We start from the raw sequence: 17,534 nt of genomic DNA on the forward strand, positions 1-17,534 counted from the left end.
CGGACCCGGCGCCGCGCGGGGGCCCGCTCAGCTCCGGTGCGCCACCCGGAAGCGGATGCCCGCCGCCCGCAGCCGGTCGGTGAGCGCGTCGCCCATGGCCACCGCCGTGGTCACCTGGCCCGCCGTCTTCGGCAGCGGGTCGAAGGCGAGGCAGAGGGCGGACTCGGCCAGCATCTTGGCCGTCTCGTCGTACCCCGGGTCGCCGCCGGACACCTCGGTGAAGACCCGCCGTCCGCCGCCCTCGCCGACGAACCGGACCGAGAACCAGCTGCGGGCGCGCCGCTCGTCCGAAGGCCCCTCGCCCGCCGAGTATCGCTCCATCAGCCAGCCTCGTACGGAAGGAAGTTGGGCTGCGGCGACGCTCGCGCCGACGGCCGCGGCGCCGCCGAGGGCCATCGGCAGGGTCTTCACCGAGGCGTAGTGCCGGTAGCGGAAGTCCGGTCCGTACCGCTCCAGTGCGGCGGCCGAGCGCGCCACGATCCGGGGGTCGAGGGTCGGCAGCGGCAGCGCCCAGGTACCCGTCTCCGTGCTGAACCGCGGTCCGCCCAGCGGCGCGCGGGCCCGGCGGCCCACCAGCCGCGGTTCGTGCAGGTGCCGTTCGCGCGAGGCGCGCAGCATCTCCCGGCCCCGGCCCATCGCGGTGAGCGCCGAGGCGAAGGTGCCGCCGGAGAAGGCGGCCCCGGCCCGGACGAAGCCGTCGACGCGGAGCGGCACGTCCTCCGGGAGCTGCCGGACGGTGAAGTACACGCCCAGGTCGTGGGGGACGGAGTCGAAGCCGCAGGCGTGCACGATCCGGGCGCCGGTCTCCCGGGCGCGTGCGTCGTGGCGGACGTAGGTCCGGTCGACGAACTCGGCCTCGCCGGTGAGGTCCACGCAGTCGGTGCCGGCCTCCGCGCAGGCCGCGACGAGCCCGTCGCCGTACCAGACGTAGGGGCCGACGGTGGTCGCCACGACCCGGGTCGACTCGGCGAGCTCACGCAGGGAGTCCGCGTCGTCGGCGTCCGCGACGAGGACCGGCAGGTCCGCGCAGTGCGGCCGGCGGGCGGCGAGGCGGTCGCGCAGGGCGTTCAGCGCCGACCGGTTGCGGCCCGCCAACGCCCAGCGGCACTCCGCCGGGGCGTGCTCGGCGAGGTACTCCGCGGTGAGCTCGCCCACGAACCCGGTCGCCCCGAAGAGCACCACGTCGTACGGCCTCGCCCCGGCCTCCCGCGGCGTCCCGGCCGCGGAGGGGCCGGTGTCCCCGGCCGTGCCGGGCCCCGGAGCCCCGGTCCCGGCCGGGGAGCCGTCCGCGCCGGAGCCGGTGCCGGCCCCCGGTCCGGTGCCGGCCTCGTGTCCGCTGTCCGCCCCTGTGTCCATCGAGCCCCTCGTCTCGGCCGTACCGCGCCGCCGTGCGCGGTTGTCGTCGGCGGAGGATAGCGGAAGTCGGCGGCCGTGCAATTTCCAAGCGCTTGCTCGGCCGGGGGGCTTGTGCCGAGTGGAACACGTTCCTAGCATCTCCGGTGTTACATCATTGGTGTCACACACTCCTGGGGGCTCGATGACCACCTCGCACACGGCCGGGAACGGCCCGCTCACCGGAGTGCGCGTGGTCGAACTCGCCGGGATCGGCCCCGGCCCCTTCGCCGCCATGCTGCTGGCGGACCTGGGCGCCGACGTCGTGCGCGTCGACCGTCCCGGCGGCCCCGGACTCGGCATCGACCCCGCACGCGACCTCACCAACCGCAACAAGCGGTCCGTCATGGTCGACCTCAAGGCCGAGGACGGCCCCGCCGCCGTGCTCGACCTCGTCGCACGCGCCGACGTCCTCATCGAGGGCTACCGCCCCGGCGTCGCCGAGCGCCTCGGCGTCGGCCCCGAGACCTGCCTCGCCCGCAACCCGCGCCTCGTCTACGGCCGGATGACCGGCTGGGGCCAGGACGGGCCGCTCGCCCACACGGCCGGCCACGACATCGGCTACATCGCGCTCACCGGCGCCCTGGGCATGATCGGCCCCGACCCGGACGGCCCGCCCACCGTCCCCGCCAACCTCGTCGGCGACTACGCCGGCGGCTCCCTCTACCTCGTCATCGGCGTCCTCGCCGCCCTCCACCACGCCCGCGCGCACGGCGAGGGCCAGGTCGTCGACGCCGCCATCGTCGACGGGACCGCGCACCTCACCACCATGATCCACGGCATGCTCGCGGCCGGCGGCTGGCAGGACCGCCGGGGCGTCAACCTCCTCGACGGCGGCTGCCCCTTCTACGGCGTCTACGCCACCTCCGACGGCGGCCACATGGCCGTCGGCGCCCTGGAGGAGCGGTTCTACGGGGAGTTCGTCCGCCTCCTCGGCCTCGGGGAGACCGCCTCCGCCCGCCACGACCTCGCCCGCTGGCCCGCGCTGCGCGAGGCCGTCGCCGCGCGCTTCCTGACCCGCACCCGGGCGGAGTGGACGGCCGTCTTCGACGGCAGCGACGCCTGCGTCGCCCCCGTCCTCTCCCTGCGCGAGGCACCGGACCACCCGCACCTCGCCGCCCGCGCCACCTTCACCGAGCGGGACGGCATCGCCCAGCCGGCCCCCGCGCCCCGCTTCTCCGCCACGCCCGGCACCCTCCGCACGGGCCCCGCCCTGCCCGGTGCCCACACCGCCGAGGTCGCCCGCGACTGGGCCGTACCCGCGCCGGCGACCCCGCCCCAGACCCAGGAGTCCGAAGCATGAAGCGTCAGCTCTACACCGCCGACCACGAGGCCTTCCGCGCGGTCGTGCGCACCTTCCTGGAGAAGGAGGTGCTGCCCCACTACGCGCAGTGGGAGAAGGACGGCATCGTCTCCCGCGAGGTCTGGCTCGCCGCCGGACGGCAGGGCCTGCTCGGCATCGCCGTCGACGAGGAGCACGGGGGCGGCGGCAACCCCGACTTCCGCTACGGCGCGGTCCTCGCCGAGGAGTTCACCCGCGCCGGGGCGCCCGGACTCGCCATCGGCCTGCACAACGACATCATCGGCCCGTACCTGACCTCGCTCGGCACCGAGGAGCAGAAGCGGCGCTGGCTCCCCGGCTTCTGCTCCGGCGAGATCGTCACGGCCATCGCCATGACGGAACCCGGCGCCGGCTCGGACCTCCAGGGCATCCGCACCACCGCCGAGGACCGGGGCGACCACTGGGTCCTCAACGGCTCCAAGACCTTCATCTCCAACGGCATCCTCGCCGACCTCGTGGTCGTCGTGGCCCGCACCACCCCCGAGGGCGGCGCCCACGGCCTCTCCCTGCTCGTGGTCGAGCGGGGCGCGGAAGGCTTCGAGCGCGGCCGGAACCTCGACAAGATCGGCCAGAAGTCCCAGGACACCGCCGAGCTCTTCTTCACCGACGTCCGCGTCCCGAAGGAGAACCTGCTCGGCGAGCTCAACGGCGCCTTCCTCCACCTCATGACCAACCTCGCCCAGGAACGGCTGGCCATCGCCGTCGCCGGCATCGCCGCGGCGGAACACCTCCTGGAGCTCACCACCGCCTACGTCAAGGAGCGCGAGGCGTTCGGCCGGCCGCTCTCCCGCCTCCAGCACGTCCGCTTCGAGATCGCCGAGATGGCCACCGAGTGCGCCGTCACCCGGACCTTCGTCGACCGCTGCATCGAGGAGCACGCCGAGGGCGCGCTGGACGCCGTCCACGCCTCGATGGCCAAGTGGTGGGCCACCGAACTCCAGAAGCGGGTCGCCGACCGCTGCCTCCAACTGCACGGCGGATACGGCTACATGAGCGAATTCCCGGTCGCCCGTGCCTACACGGACGGCCGCATCCAGACCATCTACGGCGGCACCACCGAGATCATGAAGGAGATCATCGGCCGGTCCCTCCTCGGCTGACCTCCCGCCGCCCGTCCCTCCCACCCTCATCGCGAAAGGCTTTCCGTGAGCACCGAAGCGTACGTGTACGACGCGATCCGCACCCCGCGCGGACGCGGCAAGGCCAACGGCTCCCTGCACGGCACCAAGCCGATCGACCTCGTCGTCGGCCTCATCCGGGAGATCCAGTCCCGCAACCCCGGGCTCGACCCGGCCGCCATCGACGACATCGTCCTCGGCGTCGTCGGCCCCGTCGGCGACCAGGGCTCCGACATCGCCCGGATCGCGGCCATCGCCGCCGGCCTGCCCGACACCGTCGCCGGCGTCCAGGAGAACCGCTTCTGCGCCTCCGGCCTCGAAGCGGTCAACATGGCCGCCATGAAGGTCCGCTCCGGCTGGGAGGACCTCGTCCTCGCCGGCGGCGTGGAGTCGATGTCCCGGGTGCCGATGGCCTCCGACGGCGGCGCCTGGTTCGCCGACCCGATGACCAACCTGGAGACCAACTTCGTCCCCCAGGGCATCGGTGCCGACCTCATCGCCACCATCGAGGGCTTCAGCCGCCGCGACGTGGACGAGTACGCCGCCCTCTCCCAGGAGCGCGCCGCCGCCGCCGTCAAGGACGGCCGCTTCGCCCGCTCGATCGTGCCCGTCAGGGACCGCGCGGGACTGACCGTCCTCGACCACGACGAGCACCTGCGCCCCGGCACCACCGCCGACTCCCTCGCCCGCCTCAAGCCCTCCTTCGCCGACATCGGCGAGCTGGGCGGCTTCGACGCGGTCGCGCTGCAGAAGTACCACTGGATCGAGGAGATCGACCACGTCCACCACGCGGGCAACTCCTCCGGCATCGTCGACGGCGCCTCCCTCGTCGCCATCGGCTCCCGGGCCGTCGGCGAGCGGTACGGCCTGACCCCGCGCGCCCGGATCGTCTCGGCCGCCGTCTCCGGCTCCGAGCCGACCATCATGCTCACCGGCCCCGCCCCGGCCACCCGCAAGGCCCTCGACAAGGCCGGCCTCACCATCGACGACATCGACCTCATCGAGATCAACGAGGCCTTCGCCGCCGTCGTCCTGCGCTTCGTCAAGGACATGGGCACCACCCTGGACAAGGTCAACGTCAACGGCGGCGCCATCGCCCTCGGCCACCCGCTCGGCGCCACCGGCGCGATGATCCTCGGCACCCTCGTCGACGAGCTGGAGCGCCAGGACAAGCGCTACGGCCTCGCCACCCTCTGCGTGGGCGGCGGCATGGGCATCGCCACCGTCATCGAGCGCGTCTGACCGTCCCGTCCGCAACCCTCTTACGGAGAAGCAGAGCCATGAGCGAGAGCACCACCATCCGCTGGGAGCAGGACGCGACCGGGATCGTCACCCTCGTCCTCGACGACCCCGACCAGTCCGCCAACACCATGAACCGGGCCTTCCGGGCCTCCGTCACGGCGATCGCCGACCGCGTGGAGGCCGAGAAGGACTCCATCCGCGGCATCATCTACACCTCCGCCAAGAAGACCTTCTTCGCCGGCGGCGACCTCAAGGACATGATCAAGGCGGGCCCCGAGCACGCCCGGGACATCTTCGACTCCGCCATGGAGATGAAGAACGCCCTGCGCCGCATCGAGACCCTCGGCAAGCCCGTCGTCGCCGCGATCAACGGCGCCGCGCTCGGCGGCGGGTACGAGATCGCGCTCGCCTCCCACCACCGGATCGCCCTCGACGCCCCCGGCTCCAAGATCGGCCTGCCGGAGGTCACCCTGGGCCTGCTGCCCGGCGGCGGCGGCGTCACCCGCACCGTACGGCTCATGGGCATCACCGACGCCCTGCTCAAGGTGCTGCTCCAGGGCACCCAGTACACCCCCCGGCGCGCCCTGGACAGCGGTCTCGTCCACGAACTGGCGGCCACCCCCGAGGAGATGATGGCCAAGGCCATCGCCTTCATCGACGCCAACCCCGAGTCCCGCCAGCCCTGGGACGTCCCCGGCCACCGCATCCCCGGCGGCACCCCGTCGCACCCGAAGTTCGCGGCCAACCTCCCGGCCTTCCCGGCCAACCTGCGCAAGCAGCTGGGCGGCGCGCCCTACCCGGCGCCCCGCGCGATCATGGCCGCCGCCGTCGAGGGCTCCCAGGTCGACTTCGAGACCGCGCTGACCATCGAGTCCCGCTACTTCACCGAGCTGGTCACCGGCCAGACCGCGAAGAACATGATCCAGGCGTTCTTCTTCGACCTCCAGGCCGTCAACTCCGGCGCCAGCCGCCCGAAGGACGTCCCGCGGCGCCCGGTGCGCAAGGTCGCCGTCCTCGGCGCCGGCATGATGGGCGCCGGCATCGCGTACTCCTGCGCCCGCGCCGGCATCGAGGTCGTCCTCAAGGACGTCTCCGCCGAGTCCGCCGCGAAGGGCAAGGCGTACTCCGAGAAGCTCTGCGCCAAGGCCGTCTCCCGCGGCCGCACGACGCAGGAGAAGGCCGACGCCCTCCTCGCCCGCATCACCCCGACCGGCGACGTCGCCGACCTGGCGGGCTGCGACGCGGTCATCGAGGCGGTCTTCGAGGACACCGCGCTGAAGCACAAGGTGTTCCAGGAGATCCAGCACGTCGTCGAGCCCGACGCGCTGCTCTGCTCCAACACCTCCACCCTGCCGATCTCCGTCCTCGCCGAGGGCGTGGAGCGCCAGGGCGACTTCATCGGCCTGCACTTCTTCTCGCCGGTCGACAAGATGCCGCTCGTGGAGATCATCAAGGGCGAGCACACCGGGGACGAGGCGCTGGCCCGCGCCTTCGACCTGGTCCGCCAGATCAACAAGACCCCGATCGTGGTCAACGACTCGCGCGGCTTCTTCACCTCCCGTGTCATCGGCCACTTCATCAACGAGGGCGTGGCGATGGTCGGCGAGGGCATCGAGCCCGCCTCGGTCGAGCAGGCCGCCGCCCAGGCCGGCTACCCGGCGAAGGTCCTCTCCCTCATGGACGAGCTGACCCTCACCCTGCCGCGGAAGATCCGCAACGAGACCAGGCGGGCGATCGAGGAGGCCGGCGGCGTCTGGGTCACCCACCCGGGCGAGGCGGTCATCGACCGGATGGTCGACGAGTTCGGCCGCCCCGGGCGCAGCGGCGGCGCCGGGTTCTACGAGTACGGCGAGGACGGCCGTCGCGGCAAGCTCTGGCCCGGCCTGCGCGAGCACTTCGCCAAGCCCGGCCACGAGATCCCGTTCCGCGACATGCAGGAGCGGATGCTCTTCGCCGAGGCCCTCGACACCGTCCGCCTCCTGGAGGAGGGCGTCCTGACCTCGGTCGCCGACGCCAACATCGGCTCCATCATGGGCATCGGCTTCCCGGCGTGGACCGGCGGCATCCTCCAGTACGTCAACGGCTACGAGGGCGGCGTCGCCGGCTTCGTCGCCCGCGCCCGCGAACTGGCGGAGACCTACGGCGAGCGCTTCGCCCCGCCGGCCCTCCTCGTCGAGAAGGCCGAGCGGGGCGAGACCTTCCACGACTGACCGGTCAGGGACTCCGGAACGCCGTCCGCAGCTCCTCGCTCAGCGAGCGCTGGAAGGCGGTGAGGAGGGCCTGGACCACCATCGGCTGCATGTGGGCCGAGAGCGACCTCATGGCGCTCAGGTGGTCCGGGTCCTCCCCGCTCTCCCGGTACGGGCTCCACACCTCGTCCCGGAAGAGCCGGGAGAGTTCCTGCGCCGCGGCGCGCGCGTGCTCCAGGAGCACGGTCCGCGAGGCGAGGATCGTCTCGTGCTCGATGGGCACGTCGAGCATCTCCACGCCGAGCCGCAGCAGCGACCCGTCCAGCCGGAAGGTGTCCGCGTCGTCGGTCCGGTCGAGCACGCCCATCGCGGCCAGCCGCTCGACGTCCCGCCCGGTCAGCTCCCGGCCGGCGCGCCGTTCCAGCTCCCGCCGCGTGATCGTCTCCGGGGACTCGGGCGCCCATGACGCCACCAGCGCCCGGTGCACCGCGAGGTCCCGCGCGCTGAGGTCCGGCGGCAGCTGCTCCAGATAGCGCTCGATCGCCGCCAGCGTCATCCCCTGCCGCTGGAGCTCCTCGATCAGCGCCAGCCGCGACAGGTGCCCGGGGCCGTAGTGCCCGACCCTCCGGGCGCCGATCACCGGCGGCGCCAGCAGCCCGCGCGTCCCGTAGAACCGGACCGTCCGCACGGTCACCCCGGCCCGCGCCGCAAGCTCGTCCACCGTGTAGCGGGGCTCGTCCTCCCCCTCGCTCCCCACGCCCATCCGAGCCGCCTCGCTTCCCCGTACCACGGACCCGCCGGTCGGGCTCGCTTGAACAGTATTGCTGTCTCACCAGCCCTGTAAAAGAGTGGCGGCACTGTCGGTGGTCCCCCGTAGCGTGATCGTCATGAACGCGATCAGATACGTCCGGGGGGACGCGACCTCGCCGCAGGCCAAGGGCGTCAAGATCATCGCGCACGTCTGCAACGACCGCGGGGGGTGGGGCCGGGGCTTCGTCCTCGCGCTCTCCCGCCGCTGGCCGCAGCCGGAGGCGGACTACCGCCAGTGGCACCGCGAGCGCGCGCGGAACGACTTCGGCCTGGGCGCCGCCCGCTTCGTGCAGGTCGAACCGTACGTCTGGGTGGCCAACCTGGTGGGGCAGCGCGGGACCCGCACCGCGCGCAGCACCGGCGCCCCCGTGCGGTACGAGGCGATCGACGCGGCCCTGGTGCCGCTCGCGGACCGGGCGCTCGCGCTGGGCGCCTCCGTCCACATGCCCCGCATCGGCTGCGGCCTGGCCGGCGGTTCCTGGGACCGCGTCGAACCGCTGGTCGTCCGGCGTCTGGCGGACCGGGGGATACCGGTCACGGTGTACGACTTCGGAGCGTAAGGGGCGGGGGGCCGGGGTGCGGCGCGGGCACCGCCCGCGGACGGCTAGAGTCGGCCGCTGTTCGATCAGGGGGAGTGGGACGGGGGAGTGGGATGAACGCGCAACTGAGGGAGACGGCCACGGAATTGGCCGCGGTCCTGTGGCGGGAGCACACCGTGTACCGGGAGCGCGGCGGCGGGGTGGTCATCCGCGGGGAGCACGTCCGGCGGTGGATCAGCCTGGCGCCGACCGGCGGCAGGGACCGGGCGCTGCTGCGCGCGGGACGGATCCTCGACGGGGGGACGACGGCGCCGGCGCGCACCGAGGTGGTCGTCGACCTGACGGCCGGGACGGCGGAGCTGGCGACGGTCTGCCGGCGCCTGCTGGCCGACGTCGCCGCGGCCGCCGAGCCGGCCGCGGTCCCGGCGGGCGCCGGGAAGCGCGCCAAGAGTGGCAGGGCGAAGCCGGGGCGGTCGGCGGGCGCCGACCGCCCCGGCCGCCGCCCCCGCAAGGAGCGGCACACGAGCGCGGGATCCTGCTTCGTCCTGCTCTGCGTCGCCGCGGTGCTCGGCGCCTGGCTCTACGGCGTCCTCGGCGGGACGGGCGTCTGAGCCGAAGCTCAGAACCCGGTGACCGGGTAGTGGTCGGAGAGGTTGGTGTACGTGTAGCTCGTGCCCCAGCTGGAGACCGTCCACGGGGCGCTCTGCTCCAGGACCACGTGGTTGGTCCAGCCGGCGGGGCGGGCGTTGCCGGCCCGGTAGAGGACGTGGTCGAGGTCCTCGCGGGGGTCGTCCGGGTAGCGCTCGGAGGCGATGGAGTTCAGGTCGGTGTCGAAGGAGTACGGGTGGCCGGTGCGGGCGTCGGCCCCCGCCAGGCCCGCGTCGGCGAGCATCGTGCCGTACTCGGGGGTGTGGAAGTCGACGTTCATGTCGCCGGCGACGATCACCTGCTCGTCCGCCGGGATGTTCTTGGCGTCGAGGAAGGCGTCGATCGCCTTGAACTGGCGGCTGCGCATCTGCGCGGCCTCGCCCGCCGCGCAGCCCGGGTCGGTGGACTGGGCGTGGGTGCCGACGACGTGGACCCGGCTGCCGTTCACGTCGAGCACGGTGTAGGCGAAGCCCTTGTTCGACCACCAGTCTGCGCCGCACGCGTCCTTGTAGACGTACTGCTCCTTGCGGACGATGGGCCACTTGCTGAGGATCGTCACGCCGCCGTCCTCGGGCGTGGTCGCCGAGTAGGAGCCGCCGGTGGCGTCCCAGCCGCTCTTGCTCCGGCCGACGACCGGGGTCTGGTGGGGGTACGCGGCTGCGGCGTTCGCCTTGAGGGCGTCGGAGGCGGAGTTGTCGAAGGCCTCCTGGAGCACGACGACGTCCTGGCCCCGGAAGAAGGGGGCGGCGGGGATCGCCCTGGCCCGGTGGTCCTGTCCCCAGTTCGGGTAGAGCGTCTTGGAGAACAGGAACGTGTTGTACGTGAGGACCTTCAGCCGCGGGGCCTCGGCGGCCGCGGGGGACGCGGACGCGGCGGGGGCGGCGGCCGTCAGGGCGGCCGCGGCGAGCACGAGGGAAAGGGCGGCGCCGGGGGCGCGGCGGAACGCGGCGAGCGACACAGGAACTCCCTTGGTGAGGTGGGGGGTTGGACTGGCGCCGCACATACAATCAGCCGTGGTTACCTTCCGGTAGCCTCTGGATGCCGGGAATCTTGCCGAGCAGGCACGATCGCGCCAACTCTCGGTCCGGTGTCTGAATTGTCCTTGTTTGAACCAGGTAGAATGCGCGCATGACCCTCGCGAACTCCACTGTCTTCAAGATGGACCTCGGTCCGCTCAACCCGGTCTGGGCCGAGCTCATCCTCGGCCTGGTGTTGTTCGGGATCACGTTCCTCATCATGGCGAAGGCCATCCTGCCCAAGATCAGGCGCACGCTCGACGAGCGTGAGGACGCCATCGAGGGCGGCACCGACCGCGCCGACGACCTGCGCGCCGAGGCCTCGCGGATCCGCGCCCAGTACGAGGCGGAGCTCGCCGAGGCCCGCCACGAGGCCGCCCGCATCCGCTCCAAGGCCACCGAGGAGGGCTCGGCCGCCATCGCCGCCGCCCGCGCCGAGGGCAACGCCGAGCGGGACGCGATCGTCGCCGCCGGCGCCGAGAAGATCGCCTCCGAGCGCGCCGCCGCCGAGCGCGAGCTCACCGCGGACGTCGACGCCTGGGCCCACTCCCTCGCCGCCCGCATCGTCGGCGAGCCGGTCGGCGCCGACCGCGGCTGACCGCACCCGTCGCAGAGGGGCCGTCGCCCGGGCCGTGAGCCCGGGAGGCGGCCCCTTCGCCGTGGGCGGCACCCGGGACGAGAGGGTGGCAGCCTGGAACAGTGGAGGAGAAGACCGTGCCGCGTGGGACCCGCACCGACCGGACCCGGGCCGACGACCCGGTCCCGCCGCCCGCCGGCGGCGTGCTGTGGACCGTCGCCGGTGACGTCCGGGCGCTCCTGATGCTGCCCGCCGCCCTCACCCTCCAGGTCGCCCACCCCGCCGTCGGCGCCGGCGTCGACGACCACTCCGTCTTCCGGACCGACCCCTGGGGACGCGGCGAGCGCTCCCTGCGCTCGCTCCAGCTGTGGATCTACGGCGGCGAGGAGGCCGCCCGGGAGGGCCGCCGGCTCCGCGAACTGCACCGGACCGTCCAGGGCACCGACGCCCACGGCCGCCGCTACCACGCCCTCACCCCGGCCTACTACTCCTGGGTCCACGCCACGGGCTTCCCGATCTACCACCACGGGCTCCGGCTGCTCGTCCGCCCCCTCACCGAGGCGCAGGAACGGCAGCTGTACGCCGAGTGGCTCCGGGTCGGCCGCGTCCTCGGCATCCACGACCGGGACATGCCGCAGACGATCGAGGAGTTCTGGCCGTACTACCGGAAGGTCCTCGACGAGGAGATCGAGGCCACCACCGTCGTGCGGGAGCTCCTCGACACCGACCTGCCGGTCCCCGCCCCGGACCGGGGCCCGCTGCCCGTGCGGCTGGCGCTCCGGATCCTCTGGCCCGTGCTGCGCCGTCCCTTCCTGCGGCTGCGCGCCTTCCTGACCGTCGGCATGATGCCGCCGGACGCCAGGGAGGCCATCGGAATGGAGTGGACCGACGCCCAGGAACGCTCCCTGCGGCGCCTCGCCCGGGTCGTCCGGGCCGTGGTCCCCGTCCTGCCCGAGCGGCTCCGCTATCTGCCGATGGCCCGGAAGGCCCGCCGGGCCGCCCGCCGCGCCGGGCGCTGACGCACGGCCCGCTCACGGCACCGCTCAGCGGCCGCCGTGCTCGTGGATCGTGTTCGTCGCCGCGATCTTCTTCCACGAGGTCGGCTGCACGGGCTTCCCGGCCCGGCCGGCCGTCCCGCCGCGTCCGGCCGTGCCCGGCGCCGCCGCGAGGGACGGCGCGGCGGCGCCCGCCGCGGACGCCGCCGGCTTCACCGGCCGGTAGAGCCAGGTGTCGAAGAGCCCGGCCAGCGGCTTGCCGGAGACCCGCTCCGCGTACCGCACGAAGTCGGCCACGCGCGCGTTGCCGTAGGCGAACTCCTGCGGCCAGCCCTTCAGGACGGCGAAGAAGTCCTCGTCGCCGATCTCCTCGCGCAGCGCCTGGAGGGCGAGCGCGCCCCGGTCGTAGACGGCGCCGTGGAACTGGTTCTCCGCTCCCGGGTCACCCGGCCTGACCGTCCAGAACGGGTCCCCGGCCGGCCGGGAGGCGTACACGTAGTCCGCCAGTTCCCGTGCGGTGCCCTCGCCCTCCTTCTCCGACCACAGCCACTGGCCGTAGCGGGCGAAGCCCTCGTTGATCCAGATGTCCTTCCAGTCGTGGACGGACACGCTGTCCCCGTACCACTGGTGCGCCAGCTCGTGGACGACCACCGATACGTTCGCGCCGCCCGCGAACTGCCGCGGGCTGTAGAACGGCCGGGTCTGTGTCTCCAGCGCGAAACCGCTGGTCACGTTCGGCACGTAGCCGCCCAGCGCGTTGAAGGGGTACGGGCCGAAGACCGACTCCAGCCACTCGGCGACCTCGGTGGTGCGCTCGACCGAGGCGCGCGCCGCACCGGCGTCGGCGCCGAGGTCCTTGCTGTAGGCGTTGAGAACCGGCAGTCCGTTCGCCGTCCGGTCGGTCGTGACGTCGAACCGGCCGACGGCCAGCGTGGCCAGATAGGTCGCCTGCGGCTTGTCGGACCGCCAGTTGTACCGGGTCCAGCCCAGCCGCGAGGACTGCGACTGCAGCACGCCGTTGCTGATGGCCTGGTGGCCGTCCGGCACCGACACGGAGACGTCGAAGGTGGCCTTGTCCCGGGGGTGGTCGTTGGACGGGAACCACCACGCGGCCGCGTCCGGCTCCTGCGCGGCGACACCGCCGTCGGGGGTGCGGGCCCAGGCCGACCAGCCGTCGACCGTGAACGCGGAGGGCTTGCCGGCGTACCGGACGACCACCGTGACCGGGGTGTCCCGCGGCAGCGGTGCGGCCGGGGTGACCTCCAGCTCGTGCTCACCCGTGGCGGTGAACTTCGCGACCCTGCCGTTGACCCGCACCTCGGACACCTTCAGCCCGAGATCGAGGTTGAACCGGGACAGGTCCTGCCGGGTGGTGGCGAGGATCGTCGCCGTGCCCTGCAGCAGGTCCGTCGCCGGCTGGTACGTGAGGCGCAGGTCGTAATGGGACACGTCGTACCCGCCGTTGCCGCTGGTCGGGTAGTAGGAGTCCCCGATGCCCGGGGCGCCGGGGACGAAGTCGGCCGCCGATGCCGGGATCGCCAGCAGCAGGGAGGCCGCGAGGGCGCTCGGAACGATGATTCTGCGGTGCACGGGTGCTCCAAGTCATAAGAAACGTACGGCGCGTGGGTGGGCGCCGGTCCTTGTCCACGACCCTAGGAAGCGCCCCCACGCACCGTCACGTGCCCGGGACCCCCCGTCACACGATCGCCATTCGGCCGACATGAACCCTCCGCCACCCGAATCACGCTGGATTGCCTCCGGCGCTCTTTTGCACGGGAGTTGACCGGGGTACGTTCCGGCCCATGCCGATGCGAAAGCGGAGAACCCGCGGAGCCCGACTGTCGTACGGACCCCTCGTGGCCGCGGCCACGGCCGCCCTGTTCGCGACCCTGGTCACCCCGGCCGGCGCGCGCCCCGAGGCTGCGGCGCCGACCGCGCTCGCCGGACCGGCCCTGCCGCAGGCCGGCCGCGAGTCCCGCCCCGTCTACTCCTACGCCGACGCCGTCCGCGAGTCCGTCTGGGTCGACACCGGCCTCGACGGCGACGGCGACGGCCGAGGCGACCGGGTCGCCGTCGACATCGTCCGCCCCCGCGAGGCCGCCGCGACCGGCCGCAGGGTCCCGGTCATCATGGACGCCAGCCCGTACTACGCCTGCTGCGGACGCGGCAACGAGGGCCAGAAGAAGACCTACGACGCCGCCGGCAACCCGGTCGGGCTCCCGCTCTTCTACGACAACTACTTCGTGCCGCGCGGTTACGCCTTCGCCGCCGTCGACCTCGCGGGCACCGGCCGCTCCGACGGCTGCGACGACGTCGGCGGCCGCTCCGACGTCCAGTCCGCCAAGGCCGTCGTCGACTGGCTGGGCGGCCGCGCCCGCGGCTACACCACCCGCACCGGCGCGACCCCCGCCCGCGCCGCCGGCTGGAGCACCGGCGACGTCGGCATGATCGGCAAGAGCTGGGACGGCACCATCGCCAACGGCGTCGCCGCCACCGGCGTCGAGGGGCTGCGGACGATCGTGCCGATCGGCGCCATCTCCTCCTGGTACGACTACTTCCACTCCCAGGGCGCCCCGCTGTACCGAGCCAGCCCGAGCTGGCTCTCCGAGTACGTCAACAGCCCCGAGGCGATGGCCCGATGCGGCGCCGTCCAGGACCGGATCACCGCCGGCACCCCGTACAACGGCGACCGGACCCCGGCCTGGACCGAGCGCGACCACGTGAAGGACGCCGGCAAGGTCAGGGCCAGCGTCTTCGTCGTCCACGGCGGACAGGACCTCAACGTCCGCGCCAACCAGTTCGGCCAGTGGTGGGACGCGCTCGGCGCCCACGGCGTCGAGCGGAAGATCTGGCTCTCGCAGACCGGCCACGTCGACCCCTTCGACTTCCGCCGCGCCGAGTGGGTGCGCACCCTGCACCGCTGGTTCGACCACTATCTGCTCGGCTACGACAACGGCATCGACCGCGAACCGGTCGCCGACGTCGAGCGCGCCCCGGACCGCTGGACCACCGACCGCCAGTGGCCGCCCCGCGCGACCTCCGCCACCACCCTGCGGCCCGCCCCCGGCGCCGCCGCCGGCCCCGGAGTCCTGGGCCGCGCCCCGGCCGCCCCCGGGGCCACCGCGACCCTCACCGACGACCCCGGCCTCGGTGAGCTGGACTGGGTGGCCCGGATCGACGCCGCCACCCCCGAGAAGGCCGGCTTCGTCACCCGCCCGCTCTCCCGCGACCTGCGGATCTCCGGTTCCTCGACCGTCACGGTCACCGCCACCCCGACCACCGCCACCGCGCACCTCTCCGCCGTCCTGGTCGACCTCGGCCCCGACACCATCCGCGACTACGGGGCGGCGGGCGAGGGCATCACCACCCTCGACACGCGGACCTGCTGGGGTGCGAGCACGCCCGGCGACAGCGCCTGCTTCAAGGAGACGGCGGCCCGCACCGCGGACGTCGCCGCCACCGTCGTCAGCCGCGGCTGGGCCGACCTCGGCACCTGGGCCGACCCGGGCCGCGAACGCCCGCTGACCCCCGGCACGGCGTACACCCTCACCCTGCGCCTCGCCGCCGCCGACCACGTCGTCCCGGCCGGACACCGCCTCGCGCTGATCGTCGGCGGCACCGACAAGGACCTGCTCGACCCGCCGTCCACGACCCCCACCCTCACCCTGGACCTCGCCCGTACCTGGGCGCGGGTGCCGCTCGTCGGCGGCGCGGGCGCCTTCGTCCGGGCCACCTCGGGACCGGCCCCGGCCGTGTCGTCGCCCGCCGCCGCGCCGTCCCCGGCCGGCGCCGCCCCGCCGGACGCCGTCGTCGGACCGCGGCTGCCCGGACCGGGAGGCGGTCGATGAGGCTCCGCGGCGGATACCGCAGCTCACGGCGCGCCCTCGCCCTCGTGGCGGGGGCCGCCGCCCTCGGGCTGCCGCTCGTGACCGTGCCCGCCAAGGCGGCGGCCGGCGGGCCCCCGGAGGCGCCGCCGCGGACCGGGTTCGAGACGAGCCGGGGAGCCCGCTGGACCGGGGAGGACGAGGAGCGTGACTTCCTCGCGGCCGTCGACCGGGCGAGCGACCGGGTCTCGCTGCGCGTGATCGGCACGACCGCCCAGGGCCGCCCGCTCCGGCTCGCCACGCTCGGCACCGGCCGCGGCGGCCCCACCGTGCTGCTCGTCTGCAGCCAGCACGGCGACGAGCCCGCCGGCCGCGAGGCGTGCCTGAGCACCGTGCGCGACCTCGCCCTCGCCCGGGACGAGGAGACCCGCGAGCTCCTGGCCCGCACGACCGTCCTCGTGGTCCCCACGGCCAACCCCGACGGCCGCGCGGCCGACACCCGGGGCAACGCCGACGGCGTCGACGTCAACCGCGACCACATCGCGCTGCGCACCGCCGAGGCGCGGGCCGTCGCCGCCGTCATCCGCGACCGGCGCCCCGAACTCGTCTACGACCTGCACGAGTACGGGGCCACCCCCCGTTACTACGACAAGGACCTGCTCGCCCTCTGGCCCCGGAGCCCGGACGTGTCCGCCCGGGTCCACGACGAGTCCCGGACGCTCTCGGAGTCCTACGTCCGGCCCGCCGCCGGGCTCGCCGGTTACAGCAGCGGCATCTACGGCATCTGGACCGATCCCGTCACCGGTGAGCCGCTCCGCCAGGTCGCGGGCGACGGCCAGGAGCGGATCCTCCGCAACACGGCCGGCATCAAGCACGCCGTCGGGCTGCTCGTGGAGACCCGGGTCGACGCCCTCGACGACGCCGAGCAGCAGGACTCGGCCCGCAACCACCGGCGGCGCGTCGCCACCCAGCACGCCGCCCTCGAAGGGGCCTTCGCCTACGTGAAGGAGCGGCGCGGCCCGCTCGCCGCGGCCACCGTCGCCGCCCGTCTCGCCGGCTTCGCCGACCGGGGTCCCGTCTTCCTGGGCGGCGCCGACAACGACCCGCCCGAGCCCGACGAGATCCTCGCCGACCCGCCGTGCGGCTACCGGCTGGACGCCGCCCAGTACGCCGAGGTCGGAGACGAGCTCGCCCTGCACGGGATCACCGTCCGGCCGGACGGTGCGGGGGCGTTCGTCCCGCTGCGGCAGTCCGCCCGGGCCCTCGTCCCGCTCCTCCTCGACGGCCGGGCGACCTATCACCTCGTCAGTGGCCGTCCCGTGGAGAGGTGTTGACGATCGGGTGCCCACGGCGGTCGTGGCTCGATTCCGTCGTTTGCCGAGGTAAAGTTACCTACCGGTACTGACCATGCCTCGAACGGGTGTCCCTCATCCCGGAGTTGGAGAACCACCATGCACCACATCAAGCCCGCACGCCGTGCCCTGACGGCCCTGCTCGCCACGACGCTGCTCGCCGGGGGCGTGCTGCTCGGACAGACCGCGACCGCCGGACAGGCGACCGCGGGCACCATCACCTGCAACGTCTCCAAGCTGCGCGCCGACGCCCACAAGGAGCGCGCACGCGCCGCCCAGCTCAAGCGCCTCGGCGCCGACGGCGAGGCCCGCAAGGCCCTCGCCAAGGCCGCGGGCCTGGAGCGCCGCGCCCAGCAGTGCGCCGACGCCGACAACCACAGCAAGCCGCCGCTCTGGAAGTAGCCACGGCCGCACGGGGGGGGGGGGGGGGGGGGGGAGGGGGGGAGGGGGGGGGGGGGGGGGTGGGGGGGGGGGGGGAGGGAAAGGGAGG

At 73.8% G+C, this 17,534-nt stretch carries 15 protein-coding genes; 11 read left to right on the forward strand and 4 right to left on the reverse strand.

Annotated elements, in window-relative coordinates:
• Window positions 1-27: 27 nt before the first annotated feature.
• Window positions 28-1,356, reverse strand: coding sequence for a saccharopine dehydrogenase family protein (locus ACZ60W_RS03385; RefSeq protein ID WP_469753646.1), 1,329 nt, complete (start codon window positions 1,354-1,356; stop codon window positions 28-30).
• A 181-nt stretch (window positions 1,357-1,537) separates the two neighbouring features.
• Between ACZ60W_RS03385 and ACZ60W_RS03390 the strand changes: the two genes are divergently transcribed.
• From ACZ60W_RS03390 to ACZ60W_RS03405, 4 genes are read left to right on the forward strand one after another with little or no spacing between them, the layout of a single operon-like run.
• Entirely contained in the window at window positions 1,538-2,695 is a 1,158-nt protein-coding gene (locus ACZ60W_RS03390) for a CaiB/BaiF CoA transferase family protein (protein WP_469753647.1), read from the forward strand.
• Window positions 2,692-3,834 carry an acyl-CoA dehydrogenase family protein gene (locus ACZ60W_RS03395; RefSeq protein ID WP_469753648.1) on the forward strand — a complete coding sequence of 381 codons (1,143 nt, stop codon included), beginning with the start codon at window positions 2,692-2,694 and terminating at the stop codon, window positions 3,832-3,834. The genes ACZ60W_RS03390 and ACZ60W_RS03395 overlap by 4 nt, the downstream gene beginning before the upstream one ends.
• A 45-nt stretch (window positions 3,835-3,879) precedes the next feature.
• Window positions 3,880-5,094 carry an acetyl-CoA C-acetyltransferase gene (locus tag ACZ60W_RS03400; RefSeq protein ID WP_469753649.1) on the forward strand — a complete coding sequence of 405 codons (1,215 nt, stop codon included), beginning with the start codon at window positions 3,880-3,882 and terminating at the stop codon, window positions 5,092-5,094.
• A 38-nt stretch (window positions 5,095-5,132) separates the two neighbouring features.
• Window positions 5,133-7,304: a 3-hydroxyacyl-CoA dehydrogenase NAD-binding domain-containing protein gene (locus ACZ60W_RS03405; RefSeq protein WP_469753650.1), complete on the forward strand. Its 2,172-nt coding sequence runs from the start codon at window positions 5,133-5,135 to the stop codon at window positions 7,302-7,304.
• A 4-nt stretch (window positions 7,305-7,308) separates the two neighbouring features.
• Here the strand turns inward: ACZ60W_RS03405 and ACZ60W_RS03410 are convergent, their stop codons facing one another.
• A complete protein-coding gene (locus tag ACZ60W_RS03410; RefSeq protein ID WP_469753651.1) occupies window positions 7,309-8,046 on the reverse strand; it encodes a MerR family transcriptional regulator in 738 nt (245 codons plus the stop codon).
• Window positions 8,047-8,170: 124 nt separating this feature from the next.
• On the opposite strand from ACZ60W_RS03410, the gene ACZ60W_RS03415 reads away from it, so the two are divergent.
• Together ACZ60W_RS03415 and ACZ60W_RS03420 are read left to right on the forward strand one after the other, a co-directional pair.
• The gene (locus ACZ60W_RS03415; protein ID WP_469753652.1) at window positions 8,171-8,653 is read left to right on the forward strand and encodes a macro domain-containing protein; all 483 of its coding nucleotides are present in this window, start codon (window positions 8,171-8,173) and stop codon (window positions 8,651-8,653) included.
• Window positions 8,654-8,745: 92 nt separating this feature from the next.
• A complete protein-coding gene (locus ACZ60W_RS03420; protein ID WP_469753653.1) occupies window positions 8,746-9,243 on the forward strand; it encodes a hypothetical protein in 498 nt (165 codons plus the stop codon).
• An 8-nt stretch (window positions 9,244-9,251) separates the two neighbouring features.
• Here ACZ60W_RS03420 and sph read toward each other — a convergent pair whose 3' ends face one another.
• On the reverse strand, window positions 9,252-10,283 hold the full coding sequence (sph, locus tag ACZ60W_RS03425) for a sphingomyelin phosphodiesterase (RefSeq protein ID WP_469753654.1): 1,032 nt from the start codon (window positions 10,281-10,283) through the stop codon (window positions 9,252-9,254).
• A 125-nt stretch (window positions 10,284-10,408) separates the two neighbouring features.
• On the opposite strand from sph, the gene ACZ60W_RS03430 reads away from it, so the two are divergent.
• On the forward strand, window positions 10,409-10,894 hold the full coding sequence (locus ACZ60W_RS03430) for a F0F1 ATP synthase subunit B family protein (protein ID WP_469753655.1): 486 nt from the start codon (window positions 10,409-10,411) through the stop codon (window positions 10,892-10,894).
• A 116-nt stretch (window positions 10,895-11,010) separates the two neighbouring features.
• Window positions 11,011-11,892, forward strand: a complete 882-nt coding sequence (locus ACZ60W_RS03435; RefSeq protein ID WP_469753656.1) for an oxygenase MpaB family protein — start codon at window positions 11,011-11,013, stop codon at window positions 11,890-11,892.
• Between the two features lie 24 nt (window positions 11,893-11,916).
• Here ACZ60W_RS03435 and ACZ60W_RS03440 read toward each other — a convergent pair whose 3' ends face one another.
• On the reverse strand, window positions 11,917-13,458 hold the full coding sequence (locus ACZ60W_RS03440; protein ID WP_469753657.1) for a M1 family metallopeptidase: 1,542 nt from the start codon (window positions 13,456-13,458) through the stop codon (window positions 11,917-11,919).
• A gap of 212 nt (window positions 13,459-13,670) precedes the next feature.
• Between ACZ60W_RS03440 and ACZ60W_RS03445 the strand changes: the two genes are divergently transcribed.
• The 3 genes from ACZ60W_RS03445 (at window position 13,671) to ACZ60W_RS03455 (ending at window position 17,446) form a co-directional block, all read left to right on the forward strand.
• Window positions 13,671-15,716, forward strand: coding sequence for a Xaa-Pro dipeptidyl-peptidase (locus ACZ60W_RS03445; protein WP_469753658.1), 2,046 nt, complete (start codon window positions 13,671-13,673; stop codon window positions 15,714-15,716).
• The gene (locus tag ACZ60W_RS03450) at window positions 15,713-17,026 is read left to right on the forward strand and encodes a M14 family metallopeptidase (protein WP_469753659.1); all 1,314 of its coding nucleotides are present in this window, start codon (window positions 15,713-15,715) and stop codon (window positions 17,024-17,026) included. The genes ACZ60W_RS03445 and ACZ60W_RS03450 overlap by 4 nt, the downstream gene beginning before the upstream one ends.
• 117 nt (window positions 17,027-17,143) lie before the next feature.
• Window positions 17,144-17,446 (forward strand): hypothetical protein, encoded by a 303-nt coding sequence (locus ACZ60W_RS03455; RefSeq protein ID WP_469753660.1) that lies wholly within the window; start codon window positions 17,144-17,146, stop codon window positions 17,444-17,446.
• The last annotated feature ends 88 nt before the right edge of the window (window positions 17,447-17,534 follow it).

The organism is Streptomyces sp. NPDC104202 (assembly GCF_055584185.1).